Here is a 22537-nt window from a genome sequence, read left to right as displayed (position 1 = left end):
GCCCGGCGTTGCCGGGAGGGTGGGGCGCGTCGCCGCGCCCCACGTGATCAGTACTTCTTTTCCAGGTTCAGCTGCACACCGTGGTCGGTGTCTTCGCTGCTGCCGAACAGGCCGCGGTACTCGATCCGCAGGCTGAAGTCGCGCTCAGTCTGCAGCACCGCACCCAGACCGAACACGAACCGGTTGCGCTTGAGCCCATCGATTTCGCCGCGGTAGAACGGCCCGCCCGGCAGATCGGCGTAGCCCATCGTCACCGAGCTGGCGTCCTGGAAGTCGTGCTGGTATTCGAGCCGCAACTGTGGCGAGAGCGTGCCGAAGCGCACCGGGAAGCGATAGTCCATGCGCAGGCCCAGGCTGGCGGTCGTGGTGTCCACATCCTGGTCCTGGTAGCGCAGCGCATGGATCGCGTCGCCGCGTTCGGCGTAGCCATCCAGTGTGGCGCGGGCCATATCCAGGCGCGCGTACGGGCTCACCGACAACCGGTCGCGGCGGTAGTCGCCGCCGACCGACAGCGAGGCGAACCACTGCTTGCCGTCGCGGTCGCCTTGCACCATCGCACCATTGGCGGTCACGTAGCGGCGCGAGTCGAACGACAGCAACTGGTAGCCCAGCAGGCCATCAACGAAGAAGTACTGGCCCGGGTGATAGCTGCCGTACACGGCCAGGGTGTAGCTCTCGCCGTGGCTGCGGGTGTCGTTGTGACCGACGTCGGTAGTGTCGCGGCCGTAGCCGATACCGCCGCCGAAGGCGAAGGCCTGGCTCACACGGGTGTCGGCGCCGGCACTGATGCCGCTGGTCTGGAAGTCGAAGCCGGCGCTGCCCGAACGGCGATCGCGATCGCCGCTGTTGATCGAGCCGCCGGTCCACAGGGTCAAGGCGCCGATATCGGCCCCGCCGCTACGGTTGCCGCGTTCGCCAACACTGGGCGCGACAACAACATCGTCCCTCAGCGCAGATTCGTCCAGCGCGGTCACCTGGCGGCAGTCACCGCCGGGCATGCGTCGCACCTCATCCTGGCAGCGACGGTCGCGGTCGACGCCGAAGCTCAGCCCGTTCTCGAAGCGCTCCCCTCTGCCAGCACCATGCAGGCCCTCCATGCGGCGCTGGAAGTTGCCGATCTGGGCAGTGGCGAAACGCCGCGTGGAAGCGGTCTGTGCGCCCAACATTCCCATCACTTCCGCGTCCAGGGTCGGGTCCGGTCGGCCGATTACATCAAAGTCGATGGTCGCCGGCGCCGACGTCGCGAACGTGTTGCTCAGGGTGAAGGTGGCCGTGGCGGTACCGGCGAAGGTGGCCGCCGGAGTGAAGGTCAGACGATAGCCCGCGCTGGCACCGCTGCCGGAAGGCGCGACGGTGGCCGTGCCCGCACTGGCCGGCGACAGCGACACCAGCGTGGCCGCAGTGAACGGACCGCCCGTTGCATCCGTCGTCAGCTCGACCACCGCCGCAACGCCCGCATTTGCACTGACCCGGCGCGAGACCGCCACAGGCACCTGATTGATGGTGATCGTGGTGGTGATCGGAGCCGAAGCGCCATAGGCGTTGTTCAATGTGTAGACGATGCTCACCGTGCCCGAGGCGGTGGCCAGCGGGGTGTAGGTGATGTTGGTGCCGGTCACGGTCGTGGTTCCGGTTGCCGGCGGTATCACTAGCGTCACGCCGGTGAACGGACCGCCGGTGGCACCCACCGTGGTGTCGATGGTCACCGGCTGCCCCGCCACGGTGGTGACGGCCGCGCGCGGCTGGCCCGCAGGCACGGGCAGAGCGGTGATCGTGATCGACACGGTCGCCGGCGCCGAAGTGCCGCCCGGACCGGTCGCGGTGTAAGTGAAGCTGTCGGCGCCGAAGTAGGTGCCGGATGGCGTATAGACAACGCTCATGCCGCTGACCGTGGCAGTGCCGTGCGCTGGCGCGCTGGCCACAGCGATCGAGGTGATCACGCTGCTGTCGTTGGCGGCGACCGGAATGGTCACCGCCTGCTGCGACGGCGTGGTGGCGCTGTCGTCCACAGCCACCGGCACCGCATTGGCGATGACGATGGTGTAGCTCTGGGTAGCGTTGTAGCCGGCGTCGTCGGTGGAGCGCACCACCACGGTGTAGCTGCCGGCCGTGACCGGCGTGCCACTGAACACGCCCGCTGAGCTGAAGGCAATGCCGGGGGGCAGGGCGCCGGAGACGATCGCGTAGGTATAGGGCGCAATACCGCCGCTGCTGCTCAGGCTTTGTGAGTAGGCGGTGCCGACTGCGCCGCCTGCGAGGGGGGCCGGTGCGAGCACCACGGTCGCCGGAGTGATCGTGAAGGTGTACACGCGGCTGGCGGTCTGGCCGTTGGAATCGGTGGCACCCAACGTGATGCTGAAGTTGCCATCGGAGCGGGGGATGCCGGACAGGGTGCCTGCAGAGGTGAAGGACACGCCGGTCGGCAGCGCACCACTGAGCAGCGTGTAGCTGTATGGCGCTATGCCGCCGCTGGAACTCAACTGCGCGTTGTAGGCCACGCCAGCGCTGCCGTTGGGCAGGCTGGGCGGATCGATGCTGATCGTCGGCAGGCCTACGACGATGGTGTAGTTTTGCTGCAGCGAGAACGGCGCACCCGCGCCGGTGCTTGAATCTGCGGCACGCACGGCGATGTTGTAGTTGCCCGGCGCGGTCGGCGTACCGCTGAGCACACCGGCCGAGTTGAAGCTCACACCCGCCGGCAACGAGCCGGCCGCCAGTGCGTAGCTGTACGGCGCGGTGCCGCCGCTGCTGGCAAAGTTGATGGTGGTGGCGGTGCCGTAGTTCATCGGCAGGTTGCCCGGCGCCGGGGTCATGCTCAGGGTCGGCGCGCCAACGGTCAGCGTGAAGCCCTGGCCGGTGGTGAACGGACCGGTGCCGGTGCTGCTGTCGGTGGCAGTGGCGACGAGGCTGAAGCTGCCCGCCGCGCTCACCGTGCCGCTTACGGTCACGCTGGTGGCGGTAGTGCCACCAACGCTGAGGCCTGCTGGCAGGCCGGTGACAGTGAAGCCGCTATAGGGTGCAGTGCCGCCATTCCAGGTGAACGTCTGGCTGTAGCTGGCGCCGACCTGCGAGCTCATGGGGCCACCCGCAGTCACGGTGATGGTCGGGTTGCCGACAGTGACACTGACCGTGGCGGGCGACGAGGTGCCGGCGGTGTTTGTTGCGGTGTAGGTAAAGCTGTCCGGGCCCGAGTAACCCGCGGTGGGCTGGTAGGTAATGGAGGTGCCGCTGGCGTTCGCACTGCCATGGAGCGGCGCGGTACCGACGGCCACCGAGGACGGCACGCCGCCAGAGATGTTCAGCGTGATCGGATTGGCGCTGCTGTTGTAGGCCACGCTCGCCGACAGCGGATTGGCGACAGGCGGGGTGTTGATGATCTGCAGCGTATAGCCGCGCGGCGCGGAGCTGTAGGGCCCGGTGCCGGTGCTGCTGTCGGTTGCGGTCACGGAGAAATTGAAGGTGCCCGATGCGGTAGGTGTACCGGTCAATGCGCCCGTTGCGGTGTTCAGCGTCATGCCCGCTGGCAGGGCGCCTGCGGTGAACGCATAGGAGTACGGCGAGGTGCCGCCGCTGGCCGGGTTCAACGTGGCGCTGTACGCCGTGTTCTGGGTACCGTTGGCCAGCGTGGTGGCCGGCAACAGGACCGTGGCCGGAAGGAACGTCGTCGAATAGGCACGCGAGCCGCTGTGCGGGGCGCCGACGCCGGTGCTGCTGCTGGTGGCGGTAACGGTGAAGTTGAAGGTGCCGCCTGCGCTGGGTGTACCGCTGATGACGCCGCTGCTGCCATTGAGCGTCAACCCCGCCGGCAGGGCACCGGCAGTGATCGCATAGCTGTACGAGGGGATGCCGCCGCTGGCAATGAAGGTATCACTGTAGGCCGCGCCGACTGTGCCGCCTGTCAGCGCGGACGGCGCGATCAGGATCACCGGCGGCGCCACCACCAGGGTGTAGGCGCGGGAACCGTTGAAACTATTGGCGTCTGTTGCGGTCACGGTGAAGTTGAAGGTGCCGGCCGCGGTCGGCGTACCGGTCAGTGCGCCGGTGCCGGTGTTGAGGCCCAGCCCTGCGGGCAGAGCGCCTGCGGTGATGGCGAAGCTGTACGGCGCAGTGCCGCCGCTGGCGCTGAGAGTCTGGTTGTAGGCCACGGCGACGGTTGCGCCCGGAACGGTGGCCGGGCTGATCGAGATGGTCGGCGGTGGAATCACCTGCAGGGTCACGGATTTGACCTCGGCATAGCTGCCGGTGCCGGTGCTGCTGTCAGTAACGCGGATGCCGAAGGTGTAGCTGCCCTGGGTGGTGGGCGTGCCGCTCAGGGTCGCGCCGCTCAGGCTCAGGCCGGGCGGCAGGGTGCCGTTTTCATACGCGAACGTGTAGCCGGGCACGCCGCCGCTGGCAGTGAAGGTCACCGAGTAGGCAAGGCCCTGCGCCGCAGAGGGCGTCGACGGCGCGATGGCAAGGGTCGGGTTGGCTGCTGAACCGCTGAAGGCGCGCACGCCGCTGGCAGAGGCGCTGTCGGTGGCGCGGATGGTGAAGGCGTAGGCGCCGCGCTGGGTCGGCGTACCGCTGATGGTGTTTCCGCTCAGGCTCAGCCCCGGCGGAATGGAGCCGCTGTCCAGGCTGTAGGTATAGGGGCCGGTGCCGCCACTTGCACTGAGGCTGGTACTGAAAGGCACGCCCACCGTCAGGTTGACCGCGGGCGTGGCGACGAGGGTGATGGCCGACGCCGGAGCGATCGTTACGGTGACAGTGATGTCACCGCCGAAGTCGTCCTGGATGACGAAGGTATCGGTGGAGGCGCTGTCGCCGTTGTGGGTGTAGGTGAGCGGCAGGTTGGCGCCGGATTGCACGCCCACGGTGCGGGTGCCGTGCGGGGTGCTCGCCGTGCCTGCTGAGATGCCGAAGCCGCCATGGCAGTTGTTGATGTTGAGCGTCTGCGAGCCACTGTTGGCGACTGACATGCTCAGCGTTGGGCAGAAGGTCGATGGCGCGGCGGCCGCTGGCTGCGGCCACAGACTGCCCGCGCACAACAGCGCGATAGCGATCCAGGAGCAGAACCAGGAAAAGAAAGCGTGCGAACGCGCACGCGGCGTCTCCACGCGTAGCGCCGATGACTGATGCATGTCCTGCCCCTGTTGGCACCGCACCGGCTCGAATGCCCCAGGGCTTTCGAGTCAATGTGGCGAGACTTAACCCCTGTCCGCGGTAACCGGGATTTTCCCCGGACCGCACCCCTTGCGAACTGCTGGCGACCATTCAAGCAGCATTCATGGTAAAAAAGAAAGTGCCGCATGGTTCATGAAGCATTAATGTTGAAATTGCACAAAAGTTTTACTTGTGCCGGCCTCGGCGTGTGAGCCAGAGTTACTCCCGCACCGGACATGATGTCCGTGCCACCAACCTTTCGGGGGAAAAGGTATGACCGAAGTCTTCCTCGGGCAGATAATGCTCACGGGGTTTGCGTTCGCACCCAGGGGATTCGCCCTCTGCAACGGACAGCTGCTATCCATTGCCCAGAATCAGGCGCTGTTTTCGCTGCTGGGCACCCAATACGGTGGTAACGGCACCACCAACTTCGCCCTGCCCAACATGCAGTCGTGTACCCCGGTTGGTGCCGGCAGTTCGGTGGATCCCAACTGGAGCCCAGCACCTTACGTCCAGGGCCAGCTTGCGGGTGCGGAAAGCGTGACACTGCAGGGCACGCAGGTGCCACTCCACAGTCCTGTGGTCAATGGCACCACCAGCGCGGGGACGGCGCGAAATCCCACCAATGGCCTGTACGGCACCAATGGCAGCGCGATTTTCGGACCCGCCAGCGGCACCCTGGTGCCACTGCAGGGCGTGGGGGCGGGTGGGGGCAATCAGCCACACTCGAACCTGCAGCCCTACACCGTGATCAGTTTCGTGATCGCGCTGTCCGGCATCTATCCGTCACGCGGCTGAACCGCCCGGCATCCACTACAGGAGTTAATCATGAGCACCCCTTACGTCGGAGAAATCCGGATGTTCGGCTTTGCACGCGTGCCCAACGGCTGGTTCGCATGCAATGGTTCGCTTCAATCGATTGCCGAGTACGAAGTGCTGTATACCCTGATCGGCACCACGTTCGGCGGTGACGGCGTCACTACGTTCGGCGTGCCCGACCTGAGCGGCCGCGTGCCGATCCATCAGGGCCGTGGCCAGGGCTTGAGCAACTATGTAATGGGGCAGAAGGCCGGCACTGAAAGTGTCACCCTGCTGCAGACGCAGTTGCCGCAGCACACGCCATCGCTGATGGCAACCACGGCGCTGGCAACCACCGGCGCGGTCGGCACTGCCGTGCTGCCGGCGGCGCTCTCGGGCGAAACCATGTATGTCACCGACATCACCGGCGCCAATGCTGCGGTCATGTCGCCCAATGCAGTTGTCAGCACGGGTGGCAACCAGCCGCACGACAACCAGATGCCTACGCTCACGGTGCAGTTCTGCATCGCGTGGGCGGGCATCTTCCCGTCGCAGAGCTGAGCCGCAACCCGCGCATACCCGCCTCCAGGACACGACCATGACCGAACCCTTCATCGGCGAAATCCAGTTGTTCGGCTTCAACTTCGCGCCACAGGGCTGGGCCAGCTGCAATGGCGCCACCTTGGCGATCCGGCAGAACACCGCCCTGTTCTCGCTGCTGGGCACTCAGTATGGCGGCGACGGACAAACGACGTTCCAGTTGCCCAACTTCGTCAACCGCGCAGCCACCCAGCAGGGCCAAGGCCCTGGCCTGACCCCGCACAGCATCGGCGAGGCTTTCGGCAGCAATGGGGTGACGCTGACCCAGAACGAGATGCCGTCGCACAGTCACTCCCTGACCATCTATAACCAACCTGCCGAGAGCAAGCGCACCAGCGTCCCGGCAGCGGGCAACTACCTTGGCCTGCCTACGTCGGGCTCACCCTTCGTGCCCGGCAACACCGCCAATACGCAGTTCAGTCCCAACATGATCGGTCCGTCTGGCGGCGGCCAGCCCCACGAAAACCGCCAGCCCTACCTCGCGACGAACTTCTGCATCGCGTTGGAGGGGGTGTTCCCCAGCTTTGGCTGACAACATGCAAGCGATGTCGCAGCTCACTTCGTTTCCGGCGGGCCGCAACGATCACCTGGCCGTCCCCGCGCTCCTTGGCGAGCGCGGGTACGCTTTGCGGCCACTGTGCGACGATGACCTGAGCTGGCTGCGCGAACTGTATGCCAGCACCCGCGCGGAGGAACTGGCGCCAGTGCCTTGGCCCGAAGCGAGCAAGCGCGCGTTTCTGGATAGCCAGTTCGCACTGCAGCACCAGCACTACCAGGCGCACTACAGCGACTCTGATTTCCTGGCCATCGAACGCCACGGCGTAGTGGTGGGCCGTTACTACCTGCAGCGCAGTGCGCCGGATCACCTGATCGTCGATATCTGCTTGTTTCCCGGTGAGCGCGGTCACGGTGTGGCCGCGGCCCTGATTGCTCACAGCCAGGGCGAGGCCGCTGCGCTGGGTCGCGGCATGACCCTGCACGTGCAGGCCGACAACGTTGCTGCGCAGCGCCTGTACCGGCGCGCAGGCTTTACCGTAATCCACGACCAGGGCTCGCATCTGTTGCTGCGCTGGGCGCCGGACTGAGCCGGCGACACGCCACCGCACGCTTGTCGGCGGGGCACATTCTCAGTTGAAGATCGCCTGATACAGGAATCCGGCCTGCTCACGCGCGACCGGCACCAGGAAAATCCCCACTTCACCGATGTCGGCATGGCGCATCAGATAGATCTGCTGCGGAAACAGGAAGGCCGAGCTGTTGCGGAACAGCAGCGAAAAAGGCGCCCGCGCCGCACTTGGCGGCAGTTGCGATGGATTCAGCGCCCGTGCCTCCACAAGCACGAATGGAATCTCGCCGTCGTTGATGACTGCCGAGAAGGTCTGATCAACGTGGCGGGCGAAATGATCGAGTGTCAGCAATTCCATGCAGGGTTCCCCTAAACCGAATCGCATCGTCGCCGCGCTGCACGCCCGATGCAAGTGTGCGGGCGGCCATGTTCCTGTTCGCCAGGGTTGAATGCGCGGACCATCAACACACGCCCGCAGCCGGTGACTGGTAGCCTGCGGCCGGGAAATGGCGCTCGCGACGCGCTGTGCACGTTGTTGAACCGTTCACTACCCCAGCGCCAGGCGATGCATCCGGTCATCGGCTTGCGGCGTATGCCCTTATGCACGCAACGCTCCTTCCCTGCTGCTACGGATGCCCTGCATTCCCGCATGGCTGCAAGGTGGTGCAGTGACGGCAGCGAATGCTGCGCATTTCCCAGCCCGGTAGGGCGATCAACGAGGACACGAACATGCGTACCCAGATCCAGCGCCTGACCCTTGCCGCCACCGTCGCGGTTGCCTGCGCAATTGCCCCGGCCGCCTTTGCCGCCGACAACCCGATGGTGGGTGGCGTGCCGATGTACGCGAACAAGACCATTGTCGAAAACGCCTCCACCGCCCAGAACCTGAGCACCCTGGTGACTGCGGTGAAGGCGGCCGGGCTCGTTGACACGCTCAGCGGCAAGGGTCCTTTCACCGTATTTGCTCCCGACAACCAAGCGTTCGCCAAGCTGCCCGCAGGCACCGTGGAAACGCTGCTGAAGCCGGAAAACAAGGCCAAGCTGACCCAGGTCCTGACCTATCACGTGGTACCGGGCACCTACACCTCCACCCAGCTGACCGCAGCAGCGCGCAGCCACGGTGGCAGCAGCACGCTGAAAACGGTGCAGGGTGAAGCGCTGACGGTGAAGCTGCAGGATGGCAAGGTCTGGGTGGTCGACGCCAAAGGCGGCAAGTCTGCAGTAACCACCGCCGACGTGAGGCAGTCCAATGGCGTGGTGCATGTGGTCGATTCGGTGCTGATGCCGAAGTAAGCCCAGGGCCGCAACATCGATGGCAGTGCGGGAGCGGCTGGTTTCACAGTCCAGCCGCTCACGATGCCGGCGCGGCATCGGCGTTGTGCCCGCCAGAATCCACCCGCGCCTGGGTTGCGCGACGATTCGGCCGCGATACGTGTGAGCAGCGGTCCGGGGATGCGCTGACACGGTCGTTGCTCAACAGCTGCTTGAATGAACCTGCTTGGTGGATGTTTCGTGGCACAGCAACGCGCGTCCGTTGCAGGTCTGCACGCTTGGGTACCGGTGATGGCTGACTACCATTTCATATAGTGCATCAGCGACGGCGATGGCGAAATGTCCTTCGGCGCAGGCGGCTTCGATGCAGGTGGCACGGCGGGTTGGGTCAGGTTGCAGGTCTTCTTGTGCCGATACATCGCCAGGATCGGCCGTATCGCAGCGATGCGATAGAACGGCAGGCATTCCTGTGGGTAGGCCGGTCCCATGTCATCGAACCAGATCGCAATGCGGCCGTCGCGCGTGCGTGCATTGGGCACATAGGTGTGGCCAGCCACGGTGTCTATCGTGACCTCCAACCTGGCGACCTTCATGCTGGATGTCAGCATTCCCATCTCCGAACCCGCGCGCAGTTCGGAGGTCGCCTGCACGCTAAAGGTATGCTGCCCCGGCGGCAGGTGGTAGCTGGGCGTGCGCAGTCCATTCACCGACGTACCATCGATGGTGAAGACATTCAGCGCCAACTCGCGTTCGGGGTAGATTCCCTGCCCAGAGATGACCACCTGTTGTTCGGCCGGAAGCCGCGCGCTCCCCAACATTGCCGGATTCTTCAACGTGCAGCCGGTGGCACCGAAGACCATGATGGCTGCGGCCACGCACAGAGGAACGGTACGGCCTTGCTTGGCGTACATCATTCAAGTGATCCCTGGTTGTGCCCAGCGCTCCCCGCCAGGTCCGCGCCACTCTACCGCAGGCAATGGAAATGCGGCAGTGTTCTATGGCGCGACCAGCGTGGTCGATTCCGGGGCGGCAGCCGGTCCCGCCCAGCCCCCACCCAGCGCCAGGAACAGATCCACCTGACGATCCCCCAACTGCGCGCGCGATGCTGCCAGGGCAGACTCTGCATCGGCCAGCGCGGCCTCGGCAGACAGCACGTCGATGAAGTCGATCCTGCCGAACTGGTACAACTGCCCGGCCTGATCGCTGGCACGTGCCGCGTCGTCGCGGGCGAGGGCAAGGCTGTGCTCGCGATCGATCTCCTGTGCGTAGGCCGACAGCGCGGTTTCGGTCTGCCGCAGCGCGTCCAGCACCACGCCATCGAACGATGCCAGCCTGGCATCGGCGTTGGCGCCGGCCGCATCGATCCGCGCCCGGGTTGCGCGGCGGTTCGGCCAGCGCCACGACAGCAGCGGTCCGAAGGACGCGCCGAGGCTGTCGCTGCTCAGCAGCTGCTTGAATGAACCTGCCGTGCCGGCGGACGCGCCGATGCTCACCTGTGGGTACAGGGCTGCCGTTTCCACGCCGATCATCGCGGTGGCGGCCGCCAGGCTGCGCTCGGCCGCGCGGACATCCGGGCGGCGCTGGATCAGCTGGCCACCATCGCCGACCGGAACCGGTTGCTGCAGGCGCGGCGGTTGTTGGCAGTTGGCGACGTCCTGCGGATAGTCGGCTGGTACGCGTCCCATCAGCGCCGCCAGCGCGAACAGGGCCGCCTGCCGTTCGGCAACCAGATGCGGCACCGCCGCCGCACTGCGATTGGCCGCCGCGCGCGCCCGGCTGACGTCGAATTCGGTTCCGCGCCCGCCGGCCGCCAAGCGCGTGGTGGCGTCCAGCGTGGCGCGCTGCGTATCGAGCACACGCTGCGTCGCCGCCAGGGTGAGGTTGGTCGAACAGATGCCGACATAAGCGCGGGTGACGGCGGCGGCGACCACCACCCGTACTTGGTCACGTGCCGCAGCGACGGCCTCTGCATCGGCGCTGGCTGCTTCGATACCTCGGCGGATGCCACCCGCCAGGTCCAAGGGGTAGGACAGATGGATGCCGAGCGCATATACCTGCGGTGGCGAGGTGGGCGAGGTGTATCCCCCGGCATGGTCCAGCGTGGCCGATGCATCTGCGTCGGTGCTTGCCGAGCCCTCGGCCCGGTACTGCAGCACCATCGCCGTGGCGCGGCGCAGGTTGGCATCAGCCGCGCGCAGATCGGTGTTGGCTCGCAGTGCTTCGCTGACGTAGGCATCAAGCCGTGGATCGTCATACAGCTGCCACCAGCGGTCCGGCAGCTCGGCCTGTGCGTAGGCCGCTTGGTGGCTCGATACGAATGCGCGGCGAGCTGCCGGGGCGGCGGCAACCGCGTTGGCCGGCAGCGTGTAGTCCGGGCCGGACACGCAGCCGGCCAGCGACAGCGCACAGGCGAGCACACCCACGCGTGATGCGGTGCCGATCACTTGCAGGCTCCCTGCGTGCGCGGAGTGATGGTCACGCTGGCGGTTCTGCCGACGATCAGGCGCGTATCCGGTGCCACGTCGTCCAAGCGGATACGCACCGGGATCCGCTGCGCCAGCCGCACCCAGGTATATGTTGACGCAACCGATGGCAGCAGGTTGTGGGTGCTCGCGCGCTGATCGTCGGCAATGCCGGCGGCGATGCTCTCCACATGCCCATGCACGTCGCGGACATCGCCCATCAGGCGGGCGACAGCGGCATCGCCTTCGTTGATGCAGTTGAGCTTGGTTTCTTCGAAATAGCCTTCGACCCGGAGGCTGGCGCTGTCGATCAGTGCCAGCGCCTGGGCACCCGGCTGCAGGAAGTCGCCCGGGTGCAGGTCCAGGTTGGTGACGATGCCATCGGCGCTGGCGCGCACTTCGGTGCGCTGCACGTTCAGCAGCGCCACCCGCCGCTCCGCTCGGGCCTGTGCAAGGCCGGCCACTTCGGTATCGACCTTGGCGGCATTGCGCTCCCGCGTTTCCGAAGCCACCAGGTTGCCCAGCGTGATGTCCCGCTTCGATTCACGGCGGGCAAGGGCAAGCGTGGCCTGCGCGCTGTTCACTGCGGCATCGGCCTTGTCCCGCGCGGCGGCGTAGCGTGGCTGGTCCAGCACCAGCAGCAGCTGCCCGGCTTTCACCCGCTGATTGTCCTGCACCAGCACCTGGGTGACCAGCCCGCCCATGTCCGACGCCACGCGGATCATATCCGCGCGCACGCGGCCGTCGCGCGTCCACGGCTGCGTTTCGTAGCGGTTCCACAGGGACAGGGCCGCGATGACGGCAACGGCGAACAGGCAGAGCGTTGCGCTCCAGCGGCCAATGACACTCAACAAGTGCTTCATTTCAGTTTCTCAAGCAGGGGCGCGAGCTGGATCAGCAGCTCCTCCAGGATCACGAACAGCGAAAGGCCCACCAGCGGGCGATAGGCGAACAGCCGGTACAGCCCGAGGCTTGCCAGCAGCCGCGAGGCCACCATCGACAGCGCCAGCGCGATGAGCGCCACCGCCAGCAGCCCGGGAACGAAGACGCCGTCAATGGAGATATCGGAGAACATCGACTCAGTCCCCATGTACGATCAACGGAGCGATCAGGTCACGGCGCAGGCCGCAGAGCAGCGGAAGAACACGTTTGGATGCGCCGTTGTTGCCAGCGATGATCACCTCGCGTGTGCGCTCGAGTGATTCCAGCAGCGGCGTATCCACTGTGCGGCATGTGGAGGTACGGATACGGAAGTGGGCAGACGCGCTGTGCAGCAACTGGGCCAGGCAGTCGCGGCTGCGGCGGTCAGTGAACGCCCCGCCAATTACGCGCAGTTCGGCCACGGCACTGGCCGCGCGCATGTCCGCAAACAGCGTCCGCAACGTGGGGGCTGCGTCCGGATGGCCGCGCAGGCGAGGGGCAAGCAGCGCAAGCCGATCCACCATGCGGCTTGTCCAGTCGCTGGCATTTCGCACCTGCCCGGCGGCGCGGCGTGCGATGTCCCGCCGGATCACATCCTGCAGGCGCGCGCGGCTGCGATTGCTGTCCAGCGTCTGCAACAGCGACATGCTGCACAGCGCCGCCGCCGTGCCCACGAACAGCGCTACGCTGCTGTTGAGTGCGCCCGCGATGTGGGTGGCATTGGTGGCGCCCAACCCGGCGATGAGGGGGAAGGTGAGCACTACCCCCAATGCGCCCATGATGAACGGCGGGCGGGCGAGGAACGAGCCACACACCAGCAGTGCCGGCGCCAGTGCCATGGCCAGACCGACGAAATCGGACAGACCCGGAAAGATCACCAGCGCGTAGAACAGCCCGATGACCACGCCGATGATCGACCCGATCAGATAGCGCATCACATGCCCGGCAGGTGCCTCGGTGGTTCCGAACAGCACGCAGGCGGTGCCGATGATGGAGACGGCGGTTGCACCGTCGGACCACGCAGTAGCGATCCACAGCGCGCAGGCCAGTACGATGCCAACGAAGGCGCCCAAGGCGCTGCGCAGGGCGATCCGGTGGTCACGATGCAGCACATGACCGTTCGCCTTCCCGGCAAGGTGCACGGGCACATGCCGGCGCCAGTCCGGGCGGGCAGTGTGCAGCTGCTCTTCCAGCAACCGGCAGTCGTGATGCGCAGCATCGAGTTCGGCCTGACGTGCGCAGAGATCTGTACGCAGCAGGTCCGGCCATGCTGTGCGCACCGTGCCGGCGGGCTGCGCGCGCAGCTGGGCCAGTGATTCGTCCACGGCGCTGGACAGCATCAGCACATCGAGCATCCGGTCATGCAGTGCGCGCAGGATCTGAACCTGGGCGACGCCGTGCACACTGTCGAACGGCAGGTGGATGGACAGCGTGTGCAGGTCGAGGAGATCCGCGGCTACCTTGGAGCGATCCGCAGCCAGTACCGTCTCGTTTGCGCCAGCGCGCATGTCCCGCGTCCAGCGCTCCGCATCGGCGAGGATCGATGCCACGCGCGCGTGCACACGCGGCGAGACCCGGCGTGGCAACAGCAGGCCATGGACCAGCGTCGCCGCAAGAATGCCGATGGAGATTTCCTGCACGCGGGTGATGGCGATGGTGAAGACGTCATCGGGCACCATCACCGCCGGGAAACCAATCAGGCTGGTGGTGTACCCGGCCAGCAGGAAGGCGTACGCACGCGGTGTGCGGTCGAGCATGGCCAGGTACAGGCACAGGCCCATCCAGGCGGCCAGCACCAGGCTCAACACCATCGGCGCGTTGGCGAACCGCGGCACCAGCAGCACCGTAGCAACCGCACCGCCGACCGTTCCCATCAGGCGGAACAGGCCACGGCTGAGTGTCGCGCCGGACATCGGCTGCGACACCAAGTAGACGGTGCCGATCACCCAGAACGGGCGGGTAAGGCCAATGCGCAGCGAGACATACAGCCCGAGGATCGCGGCGAGCAGGCATTTGAGCGAGAACAGTACCGCTTCGCGGTCGACCTTCAACGCGGGCGACGTCAACAGCGCGATGGGGCGCGAAAGCCAAGGGCGGTTGGGGGCGGGGATGTGCATGCCGCCATCGTATTCAGCGAGCCCCTCCACCGAATTTCGCTATAATGTCAATCTATCGCTGAATCCGGTCATCGAGAATGACTCGCATTTCTCTGCCTGGCTTTGATCTGGACCCGGACGCGACGGATCGGCCGGCAGTGGCCAGTCGCCTGCAGGTGGCCGACCACGATGCTGAGATTCCGGTGCATGACCACCGGAAAGGGCAGCTGATCCTGGCACTTCATGGCGCGGTGACCTGCGAGGTGGCCAATGCGCTGTGGATCGTGCCGCCGCAGTGCGGCGTGTGGATTCCCGGCAGCATGCCGCACAGCAACCGCGCGACCGCCAACGCGCGCCTGTGCTATCTGTTCGTCGAGCCAGGCGTTGCCGACCTGCCACTGCACTGCGTGACGCTGTCGATCTCGCCGATGGTGCGCGAGATGATCCTGCACCTGGCCGATGCGCCGCACGACTACCCGCGCGGCGGGCACACCGATCGACTGGCGCGTGTGCTGCTGGACGAACTGGTGCAGATGCCGGCCGAGCGGCTGTACCTGCCGGTGAGCGATCACCCCAAGATCCGTGCGCTGGCTGCGGCGCTGTCGGCCAATCCGGCCGATCGCAGCACCATCAGTGAATGGGCCAAACGCCTGGCATTGGGTGAGCGCACGTTGACGCGGTTGATTGATCGGGAAACCGGTCTGTCGTTCGGACGCTGGCGACAGCAGCTGCATCTGCTGGTTGCAATTCGCGAGCTTGCAGGCGGCGCGGCGGTGCAGCGGGTTTCTGAAAGCCTGGGCTACGAGTCGGTGACGGCGTTCATTACGATGTTCAGGAAGGCGCTGGGGCAGTCGCCTACGCGGTATTTTGCGGCGCGGCTGCGTGGGCAGGATTCTGCTGCGCGTGGTGGTTGATGGTGACTGGCTGACGTTGCTTGGCTGAAGCGGAGCATCAGCTCTCTGCAGAACTTCGTTTGTCACGTATCGAATAGATCACTGAAAAGATCTTCCAGCCCCGCTCGGTGCGGACCAGCTGCCACATTTCCCGGCCCCAGTTTGCCTTCACGCCGTTGGCGTGGAAGCTGTAGTCGAACGACACCGATGCCACATCGCCATCTGTATCGATTTTCGCGTTGAAGAACTTCTCCTCCCGTGGCTCTGCCGTGGCCACTGCCTCATCGATGAGCGAGATGAAGTTGTTCGACGGAATATTGCGTGCCTTGATTGCATCAGGCTTGGTCCTGCGGATGTTTGCCAATCGCCGGTCCTCGGACACGAACTGCCAGCCGATGTCTTCCGGCTTGTCCGAAAAGAACAAGCTCATGTAGGTCGGTTTGTCCTTGTTGATCAGCGAGGTGCGGAAGGACTCGATCACCTGTTCGATCGCTTCCACGTCGCCAGAGGTGCTTTGCTCTGCGCAAGCCGGAAAGCTGGCCAACAGGCAAAGGGCGAGGGTGGTGAGGACCGTTCCTGGAGTGTGCATCTGTAGTGTCGGGTTGCAGGGGAGGGCGGGCATGCGCATCAGCGAGCGTACGTGCGCCAGAAGAGCACATGATCGCCGGTCCTGCTTGTTGCGACGAATACCGACTTGTCGAACTCGGGCTCGCAACGGAAAAAGGTGTAGGCGCGCTTCAGAGCGGCATCACTCGGCCACCAGCTCCGATTGAACAGTGCCGGCTGGGTAGCGCTGTGGTTGACGGGCCGGCAACCAGACGGCAACAACAACTGCTTGCTGCGGGGCTTGCTGAAGGCAAGCGCGCTCACGTTTGAATCGAGGTCGTGCACCTCACGCAGGTCGGTCGCCTCCTGGGGCACCCACGCAGGAATCCAGCCCTTGGCAATCATTTCGGCGTCAACGGCTTCCTGCTTCGTGGCGTAGGAGCTGTCCATTACCAGATCACAGGAGGTGAGTATCAAGCAGAGCGCGAAGAGGATGGGCAGCCTCATGCTGCTGCTTCTGGCAAGTTCTCGGAACGTCATTGCTGCCATGCCTTGTCTCGCGACCTACTGGGTCAAGGCCTCGAAAAGACGGTTTCGATCCGCATCGGTCATAGACCACGATTGCCCAACCGGCGCCATGCGCACGGTTTCCACCCGGCCGCAGTCCCGGTACTGCCAGGTCTCCGAGCCGTCCGCCTGCGTTGCCACATCGATTCCGTCCAGGCGCGCGCATTGCAGCCTTGCCAGTGCCATTGGCGTGAAATGGAACATGTAATGCTGCACTCTCTCGGCCGGCATTGCCGAGCCTGTCGGCAGCGGATGGGCCGGCGAATACTCGCCCAGAAGGCTGATGCAGGTTGCGGCGGCAGACAGCGTATTGCGGCCGAAGGCTCGGGAGGCGTCACGTTCGACCTCCTTGCCGAGCCTCTTTCCCTCCTTGCTGGCGGCGTAGGCCTGCGCCGCCTGAAGCTGGGTGGGCTCGAAGGTCGACAGCCACCGTTCGCGGCCGTCCTGCAGCTGTAGTTTCAGGCCAGGCAGGATCTTCTGGCAGCGCGCCGAGATCGCGTGTGTCTGCACGAAGTCCTGGGCCCGCTCGCCGGGAGTTGCGGCAGGCGGTGCTGCCGGCGCGTCCGTCGCCAGGAAGGCGAAGGTGATGACCAGGCCATATCCAATCCTGCTGCGCATCCTTGCACCTGTTGGAGAGTGTGATGGTGCACGCTATCACGGATGTGGGGCGGGACACATTTTGGAATGAGGATCTGATTGGAAAGAGGATCTGACCCCGAACAGGATCGGCAACCGCTTCCGCTGTCTATACTCGTGCCTATATGGGGAATCCGTCTTCATCCGCACGGAATGTCGTCCAGAGAGGGCTGTCCAGTGTGGGATGTACGCTTCGAAGGAGCGGCAGGCAATGCGATGCATATCGCCACCCTCCTGACGTGGTTGTTGCCGAGCTTGCCAGACGGGGGTTGGATGGTCGCAGGTTGATTCATAAAACAGTCTGGGGCTCGATCACCAACTGGGAGATTCTCCCTGCGGGATCGTCGATCAATCGCATGCCTCCGCCAGATTCGTATGTGAACGTCTGGATGGGGGAGGACGGCTCCGTTTCCGTCAGTACAGGTCGCCCATTATGTTGGAGCATGAGCTGATGCTCGAGCATCGGGTCAGCGCCATTGGATCGTATGATCGCTACATGGGCCTGCTGGATTCATGCCGGAAATGAAAGACAGTGTCGACCGTGGCTTGCCAAAGCGCAGTGGACTGGCTTCATCGCGCCAGGGAAGTTCTGATCAAAACCCAGCGAGCACAGGGTGCGTGGGCGCTGTAGCTTCCAAAGGGGAGGGGTTATGACCTGGGTGTTGGTTGTGTTCTATGCGGCCCTCTCGGTGCTCGCTTATTCCGCAATGGTCGGCAGAACTCACACCAGACGGCTCTTCTCCGCGATTGGAATCATTGCGGTTCAGATAGCTTCGCTTGTGTGGATTCAGATCATTGCAAGAGCGCTAGGCTCGCAGTCCAATCATGGTTCTTATTCTGTGGGAGTTGGTGAGCTCTACCTCGCCATACGGCCCATCCTCTTGTTCAACCTGGCGGTATGCATCGCCCTTGTTCTGATCTTTCTGGTTGCTCTATCCGGAAAGAGAGCAACAGGCGAGTGAGCGTGGGGCAATGCCATTGTTGAGTCGGAGGAATGCGGGAGACAAAGCGGCGTGTGGTATCGACGGGTTTTTTCCCGTTCGCTGGTGAGCGCTGGAGGCGCAGGGTGCATTCCAAACGGTTCGCGTTTACCGTTCCACCTGCAATCGCCCCACAGCCTGCGCACTCAGCGCCAGGCACGCCAGCATCAGCCCTTCCATCACCCGGTCCCCCACATAATCCTCGGGCTCGCCGTTCTGCCGGGTCCGCTCTGCCGCCAGCAGCACCTCCTGCACCACCCGCAAGCCGGCCAATGCGCAATCGGCATCGGCCAGCGCCATGCAGCGCCCGGGCAACTGGTGCCGCTCCGGCCAGGGCTGCCCGTCGGCGGCGGCGCCTTTGCCGATGCGCTTCAGGTTGGCAATCAGGGTGTTCGCATCCGTACAGGGCACGGCCTCTGCCAGGTCATCGGCGTTGGCCGGGTCACTGTAGGCGTGCCGATGGGGAAGGTCAGATCCGTTCATGGCGAGGCTCCGTTCAAGGCAATCGGTAGCCGCCACACAGAGGTGGCGGACGGTACGTGGTTCGAATCCGGGTTGACGTCAAGCCGGTGGGCGCGAACGCCCCCACGCACCGCCCGCCATAGCCGGCAGACGGATTGCCAGCCGGCGCCACGGAATGTGGACGCCGACTGGCAAGCGCAATCACTCAACGCCAACACGGGATTCGAAACCCGGCCACCCGTTTTCGGTGGCACGCCATCTGAGCCCGCGTCGCTGTGCAATGCCAATCAGACGAGTTGTAAATAACTCGCGATTGAAGACGCTTTCGGCATTGAACCACGCTGTTAAGTACTGGCAGCGCTGGCTGCCGCGTTGGTCCACCGCGACCAGGCAATCTGCGACAGGTGTCGTGGTTGGGTGAAGAAGCGGGACGTAGCGGCCGGTTCGAAAACGACAGGGTTGAAGGCCGTACCCTCCAGCGCCACCGCAGTCGAGCGCCGGGTTGACGCTTTCAGCGCCCCGGCGCACTCTGAGGGCTCGGGTCGACAACCCGTTCAGGCGCCCGGCGGCACGGTGGAGTCAGGAGGTGGAACAGCCATGAGCCAACTCACCGACGGATTCGGGCGCAGCTTTCCTTACCTGCGCCTGTCGTTGACCGAGGCCTGCAACTTCCGTTGCAGTTACTGCCTGCCCGATGGCTACCAGGCCGACGGCCGCCCGCGCTTCCTGGCGGTGGACGAGATCGCGCGCCTGGTGCGCGCCTTTGCCATGCTGGGGATGACCAAGATCCGCCTGACCGGTGGCGAGCCCAGCCTGCGCAAGGACCTGGACGAGATCATCGCCACGGTGGCGTCCGTGCCGGGCATCCGCAAGGTGGCCATCACCACCAATGGCACGCTGCTGCCGCGGCGCCTGCCGGGCTGGCACCGGGCCGGCCTGACCGCGCTGAACGTGAGCATGGACAGCCTGCAGCGCGAGCGCTTCAGCACCATCACCGGCCATGACCGCCTGCCGGAAATCCAGCAGGGGCTGGAGATGGCACAGGCATTGGGTCTGCCAGCCATCAAGCTCAATGCAGTGCTGCTGCGCGGCCTGAACGACGGCGAGCTGCCGCAGTGGATGGCGTTCCTGCGCGACCGCCCCTTCAGCGTGCGCTTCATTGAACTGATGCGCACCGGCGACAACGAAGCCTATTTCCAGCGCCACCATCTGCGCGCCGAACACGTGATCGACCAGTTGGCCGAAGCCGGTTGGAGCGAGCGTGCGCGCGCGGCCGATGCCGGCCCGGCGCGCGAGTTCAGCCACCCGCAGCATCGCGGCACGGTGGGCATCATCGCCCCGTACTCGCGTGATTTCTGCACGGGCTGCAACCGCCTGCGGGTGACCGCCAAGGGTGACCTGCGGCTGTGCCTGTTCGGAGAATTCGGCGTGCCGCTGCGCCCGCTGTTGCAGAGCGACGACGACCAGGACGCGCTGCTGGCACGCATCACCACACAGCTTGGCCTGAAAGCGGCCGGGCACGGATTGCACCAGGGCCAGACCGGGTTGACCCCGCATCTGGCTTCGATTGGAGGATGAGGAACACGATGAGTGGTGAATTGACTGCGGCCTTCCATATGGCCGATGTGCGTGACAAGCGCGTTACCCGTCGCCGCGCAGTGGCGGTGGGCGAGCTGCATGCCGGACCGGTGGCCTACCCGCTGATTGTCGACCGCCGCCTGCCCAAGGGCGATGCGCTGGTGATGGCCGAGATTGCCGGCCTGCAGGGGGCGAAGATGGCCTCGATGCTGATGCCGCTGTGCCACCCGCTACCGCTGGAACTGGTGCAGGTGTATTGCGCACCGGTGCCGGAGCGGCAGGCGATACGCGTGTGGTGCGAGTGCGCCAGCGAGGCCCGCACCGGTGTGGAGATGGAGGCGCTTGCCGGCGTCAACGCGGCACTGCTGACCCTGTACGACCTGAGCAAGCCGGTGGAGCCGGCGCTGCGCATCGAGGGCATCCGCCTGTTGTTCAAGGAGGGCGGCAAGCGTGGCCTGTGGCTGCACCCTGAAGGCATGGACGAGGGTGAGCGCGAGCGCTTCAGACCGCGCCCGCCGAAGGGCCTGAGCGGTGCGGCCTGCGCGGTGATCACCCTGAGTGATCGTGCCAGCGAGGGTAGCTATGCCGACGAGTCCGGCCCGAAGCTGGTGAGCGGGCTGCAGGCGCTCGGTGGCGAGGTGGTGGCTGTCGAGGTACTGCCCGATGGTGTCGAACCGCTTGCGGGTCGCCTGCGTGCGCTGGCGGGCGAGGGCGTGCGCCTGTGCCTGTGTACCGGCGGCACCGGGCTGGGCCCACGCGACCTGACCCCAGAGGCGCTGCGTTCGTTGAATGCGCGACCGGTGCACGGCTTGGCGCAGATGCTGCGCGCGTTGAGTTCGCAGCACACGCCGATGGCCTGGCTGAGCCGGGCCGAGGTGGTGCAGCTGGATGACATGCTGGTGTTTGCGCTGCCGGGCAGCCCGCGTGCGGCCGCGCAATGCCTGGACATTCTGGCGCCGGTGCTGGGCCACGCGCTGGCGATGGTCGATGGCGGTGGCCACGCATGATTGCCTACAGCGAAGCGCTGCAGCATCTGATGGAAGCGGCTGCACCGCTGCCGGCCGAGCGGCTGGCATTGCATGAGGCTGCGGGTCGCATCCTGGCCACGGACATCATCAGCGGGCAGTCGTTGCCGCCGTTCGACAACTCGGCGATGGACGGCTTCGCGTTGCGCGCCAATGGCACGCCGTTCGAAAGCGATACCGAATTTGTGGTGCAGGGCTGGCAGGCGGCGGGCGACGCCGGTGCCGAGGGCGGCGACGGCGCCTGGGAAATCATGACTGGCGCGCGCATGCCGGTTGGGCTGGATACGGTGGTGCCGATCGAGAACGTGGAGATCCTTGCCAGCGAGCAGGGTCGCCCGACCCGCATTGCGTTGAAGAGCGGGGTGAAATCTGGCCAGAACGTGCGCCTGCGCGGACAGGACGTGGAAGAAGGCGAGCGCGTGCTGCAGGCCGGGCAGGCGCTGGACATCAATGCACGCACCCTGCTGCACGCCATCGGCGTGGCCGAGGTGGCGGTGGTGGCACGGCCGAAGGTCGCTGTCATTGCCACTGGCAAGGAGCTGGTGACCGAAGCGGCGCAGGCGCTGGACTCCGGACAGATCCGTGACAGCAACCGGCCCTACCTGATCGGCCGCCTGCAGGCCGCCGGTGCCGAGGTGGTGTGGCAGGGCACGGTAGGCGATGACGTGGCTGCCTTCGATGCGGTGCTGGACGACGCGCTGGCTGCGGGTGCGAAGGTGCTGATCAGCACTGGCGCGGTGTCGGCCGGCCGCTACGACTTCATTCCCGATGCGCTGCGCGCCCGCGGCGCCCGCATCGTGTTCCACAAGGTGGCGATCCGCCCGGGCAAGCCGCTGCTGTTTGCAGTGCTGCCCGATGGCGCGCTGTATTTCGGCCTGCCGGGCAACCCGGTGTCGGCGGCGGTGGGGCAGCGTTTCTTCGTTGAACCGGTGTTGCGTCGCCTGCTGGGCCTGGTCGCAGAGCCGCTGCTGCAGCTGCCGTTGCAGGCCGATGTGCGCAAACCGCCGGGCCTGCGCTTCCACGCGCGTGCGCGGGTGGACGTGGACGCGCAGGGGCGCTTGAGCGCGCGCGTGCTGTCTGGGCAGGAATCGTTCCGTTTGAAATCGATGCTGCAGGCCAACGCCTGGGTGGTGCTGGAGGGCGAGGGTGACCTCGTCGCGGCCGGCACACCGGTGCGCGTGCAGGGCTGGGGCCATCAGGACCCGCTGCAGCTGGCAACCCAGGAGTCATGATGAAACAGGTGAATCTGCAGTTGTTCGGTGCATTTTCCGATCTGGATGACAGCCGCGAGATTGCGCTGGAGGTGGCCGGTGGCACGGTGGCCGATCTGCGCCAGGCGCTGCGTGAGCTGCTGCCGGTGCGCTTTCCCGGTTTCCGCGCCGGGTTGCTGGACTATTCTGCCTTTGCCGACCAGCAGCGCGTGCTGCGTGACCACGAGGCGCTGCCTGCCGATGGCAAGGTGGCGATCCTGCCGCCGGTGAGCGGGGGCTGAG

Annotated in this window: 21 protein-coding genes; 10 read left to right on the top strand and 11 right to left on the bottom strand. The window is 65.6% G+C overall.

Features of this window, described 5'->3' with window-relative positions:
• Positions 1-47: 47 nt before the first annotated feature.
• Positions 48-4958 carry a putative Ig domain-containing protein gene (locus tag AC1DKR_RS01835; RefSeq protein ID WP_478030739.1) on the bottom strand — a complete coding sequence of 1637 codons (4911 nt, stop codon included), beginning with the start codon at positions 4956-4958 and terminating at the stop codon, positions 48-50.
• A 457-nt stretch (positions 4959-5415) separates the two neighbouring features.
• On the opposite strand from AC1DKR_RS01835, the gene AC1DKR_RS01830 reads away from it, so the two are divergent.
• The 4 genes from AC1DKR_RS01830 to AC1DKR_RS01815 are packed head-to-tail and all read left to right on the top strand — an operon-like array spanning position 5416 to position 7625.
• The gene (locus AC1DKR_RS01830) at positions 5416-5940 is read left to right on the top strand and encodes a phage tail protein (RefSeq protein WP_033831298.1); all 525 of its coding nucleotides are present in this window, start codon (positions 5416-5418) and stop codon (positions 5938-5940) included.
• Positions 5941-5970: 30 nt separating this feature from the next.
• On the top strand, positions 5971-6501 hold the full coding sequence (locus AC1DKR_RS01825; RefSeq protein WP_478030736.1) for a phage tail protein: 531 nt from the start codon (positions 5971-5973) through the stop codon (positions 6499-6501).
• A 37-nt stretch (positions 6502-6538) separates the two neighbouring features.
• Positions 6539-7072 (top strand): phage tail protein, encoded by a 534-nt coding sequence (locus tag AC1DKR_RS01820; RefSeq protein WP_447945213.1) that lies wholly within the window; start codon positions 6539-6541, stop codon positions 7070-7072.
• 13 nt (positions 7073-7085) lie between these two features.
• Positions 7086-7625 carry an N-acetyltransferase family protein gene (locus AC1DKR_RS01815; protein ID WP_478030734.1) on the top strand — a complete coding sequence of 180 codons (540 nt, stop codon included), beginning with the start codon at positions 7086-7088 and terminating at the stop codon, positions 7623-7625.
• Positions 7626-7667: 42 nt separating this feature from the next.
• On the opposite strand, the gene AC1DKR_RS01810 is transcribed toward AC1DKR_RS01815, so the two are convergent.
• The gene (locus AC1DKR_RS01810; RefSeq protein ID WP_025874322.1) at positions 7668-7964 is read right to left on the bottom strand and encodes a DUF6916 family protein; all 297 of its coding nucleotides are present in this window, start codon (positions 7962-7964) and stop codon (positions 7668-7670) included.
• 371 nt (positions 7965-8335) lie between these two features.
• Between AC1DKR_RS01810 and AC1DKR_RS01805 the strand changes: the two genes are divergently transcribed.
• Positions 8336-8899: a fasciclin domain-containing protein gene (locus tag AC1DKR_RS01805; RefSeq protein ID WP_478030731.1), complete on the top strand. Its 564-nt coding sequence runs from the start codon at positions 8336-8338 to the stop codon at positions 8897-8899.
• A gap of 278 nt (positions 8900-9177) precedes the next feature.
• On the opposite strand, the gene AC1DKR_RS01800 is transcribed toward AC1DKR_RS01805, so the two are convergent.
• The 5 genes from AC1DKR_RS01800 to AC1DKR_RS01780 all read right to left on the bottom strand — a co-directional run bounded on the left by AC1DKR_RS01800 (position 9178) and on the right by AC1DKR_RS01780 (position 14378).
• Positions 9178-9792, bottom strand: a complete 615-nt coding sequence (locus AC1DKR_RS01800; protein ID WP_312787429.1) for a hypothetical protein — start codon at positions 9790-9792, stop codon at positions 9178-9180.
• 81 nt (positions 9793-9873) lie between these two features.
• Positions 9874-11322, bottom strand: a complete 1449-nt coding sequence (locus AC1DKR_RS01795) for an efflux transporter outer membrane subunit (protein ID WP_478030728.1) — start codon at positions 11320-11322, stop codon at positions 9874-9876.
• Positions 11319-12203 (bottom strand): HlyD family secretion protein, encoded by an 885-nt coding sequence (locus tag AC1DKR_RS01790; protein ID WP_478030726.1) that lies wholly within the window; start codon positions 12201-12203, stop codon positions 11319-11321. Before AC1DKR_RS01790 ends, AC1DKR_RS01795 begins: the two co-directional genes overlap by 4 nt.
• On the bottom strand, positions 12200-12415 hold the full coding sequence (locus tag AC1DKR_RS01785; protein WP_478030724.1) for a DUF1656 domain-containing protein: 216 nt from the start codon (positions 12413-12415) through the stop codon (positions 12200-12202). The genes AC1DKR_RS01790 and AC1DKR_RS01785 overlap by 4 nt, the downstream gene beginning before the upstream one ends.
• Before the next feature lie 4 nt (positions 12416-12419).
• Positions 12420-14378, bottom strand: coding sequence for an FUSC family protein (locus tag AC1DKR_RS01780; RefSeq protein ID WP_478030722.1), 1959 nt, complete (start codon positions 14376-14378; stop codon positions 12420-12422).
• A gap of 77 nt (positions 14379-14455) precedes the next feature.
• On the opposite strand from AC1DKR_RS01780, the gene AC1DKR_RS01775 reads away from it, so the two are divergent.
• On the top strand, positions 14456-15271 hold the full coding sequence (locus AC1DKR_RS01775; protein WP_478030720.1) for an AraC family transcriptional regulator: 816 nt from the start codon (positions 14456-14458) through the stop codon (positions 15269-15271).
• A 37-nt stretch (positions 15272-15308) separates the two neighbouring features.
• Here the strand turns inward: AC1DKR_RS01775 and AC1DKR_RS01770 are convergent, their stop codons facing one another.
• The 4 genes from AC1DKR_RS01770 to AC1DKR_RS01755 form a co-directional block, all read right to left on the bottom strand.
• Positions 15309-15839: a nuclear transport factor 2 family protein gene (locus AC1DKR_RS01770; RefSeq protein WP_478031198.1), complete on the bottom strand. Its 531-nt coding sequence runs from the start codon at positions 15837-15839 to the stop codon at positions 15309-15311.
• Between the two features lie 38 nt (positions 15840-15877).
• Positions 15878-16303, bottom strand: coding sequence for a YbbD-related protein (locus AC1DKR_RS01765; RefSeq protein WP_478030718.1), 426 nt, complete (start codon positions 16301-16303; stop codon positions 15878-15880).
• Positions 16304-16360: 57 nt separating this feature from the next.
• Positions 16361-16981: a hypothetical protein gene (locus AC1DKR_RS01760; RefSeq protein WP_478030716.1), complete on the bottom strand. Its 621-nt coding sequence runs from the start codon at positions 16979-16981 to the stop codon at positions 16361-16363.
• Between the two features lie 1106 nt (positions 16982-18087).
• Positions 18088-18462 carry a hypothetical protein gene (locus AC1DKR_RS01755; RefSeq protein WP_478030714.1) on the bottom strand — a complete coding sequence of 125 codons (375 nt, stop codon included), beginning with the start codon at positions 18460-18462 and terminating at the stop codon, positions 18088-18090.
• 576 nt (positions 18463-19038) lie between these two features.
• On the opposite strand from AC1DKR_RS01755, the gene moaA reads away from it, so the two are divergent.
• From moaA to AC1DKR_RS01735, 4 genes are read left to right on the top strand one after another with little or no spacing between them, the layout of a single operon-like run.
• Positions 19039-20019, top strand: a complete 981-nt coding sequence (moaA, locus tag AC1DKR_RS01750; RefSeq protein ID WP_478030712.1) for a GTP 3',8-cyclase MoaA — start codon at positions 19039-19041, stop codon at positions 20017-20019.
• 8 nt (positions 20020-20027) lie between these two features.
• Positions 20028-21026, top strand: coding sequence for a bifunctional molybdenum cofactor biosynthesis protein MoaC/MoaB (moaCB, locus tag AC1DKR_RS01745; RefSeq protein WP_478030710.1), 999 nt, complete (start codon positions 20028-20030; stop codon positions 21024-21026).
• The gene (locus AC1DKR_RS01740) at positions 21023-22276 is read left to right on the top strand and encodes a molybdopterin molybdotransferase MoeA (RefSeq protein WP_478030708.1); all 1254 of its coding nucleotides are present in this window, start codon (positions 21023-21025) and stop codon (positions 22274-22276) included. The genes moaCB and AC1DKR_RS01740 overlap by 4 nt, the downstream gene beginning before the upstream one ends.
• A complete protein-coding gene (locus tag AC1DKR_RS01735; protein ID WP_025874341.1) occupies positions 22276-22536 on the top strand; it encodes a MoaD/ThiS family protein in 261 nt (86 codons plus the stop codon). The genes AC1DKR_RS01740 and AC1DKR_RS01735 overlap by 1 nt, the downstream gene beginning before the upstream one ends.
• Position 22537 lies beyond the last annotated feature (1 nt).

Source organism: Stenotrophomonas sp. 01N47, from assembly GCF_056399165.1.
The sequence above is the reverse complement of the archived record's forward strand: the minus strand, read 5'-3'. Positions and strand labels throughout refer to the sequence as shown.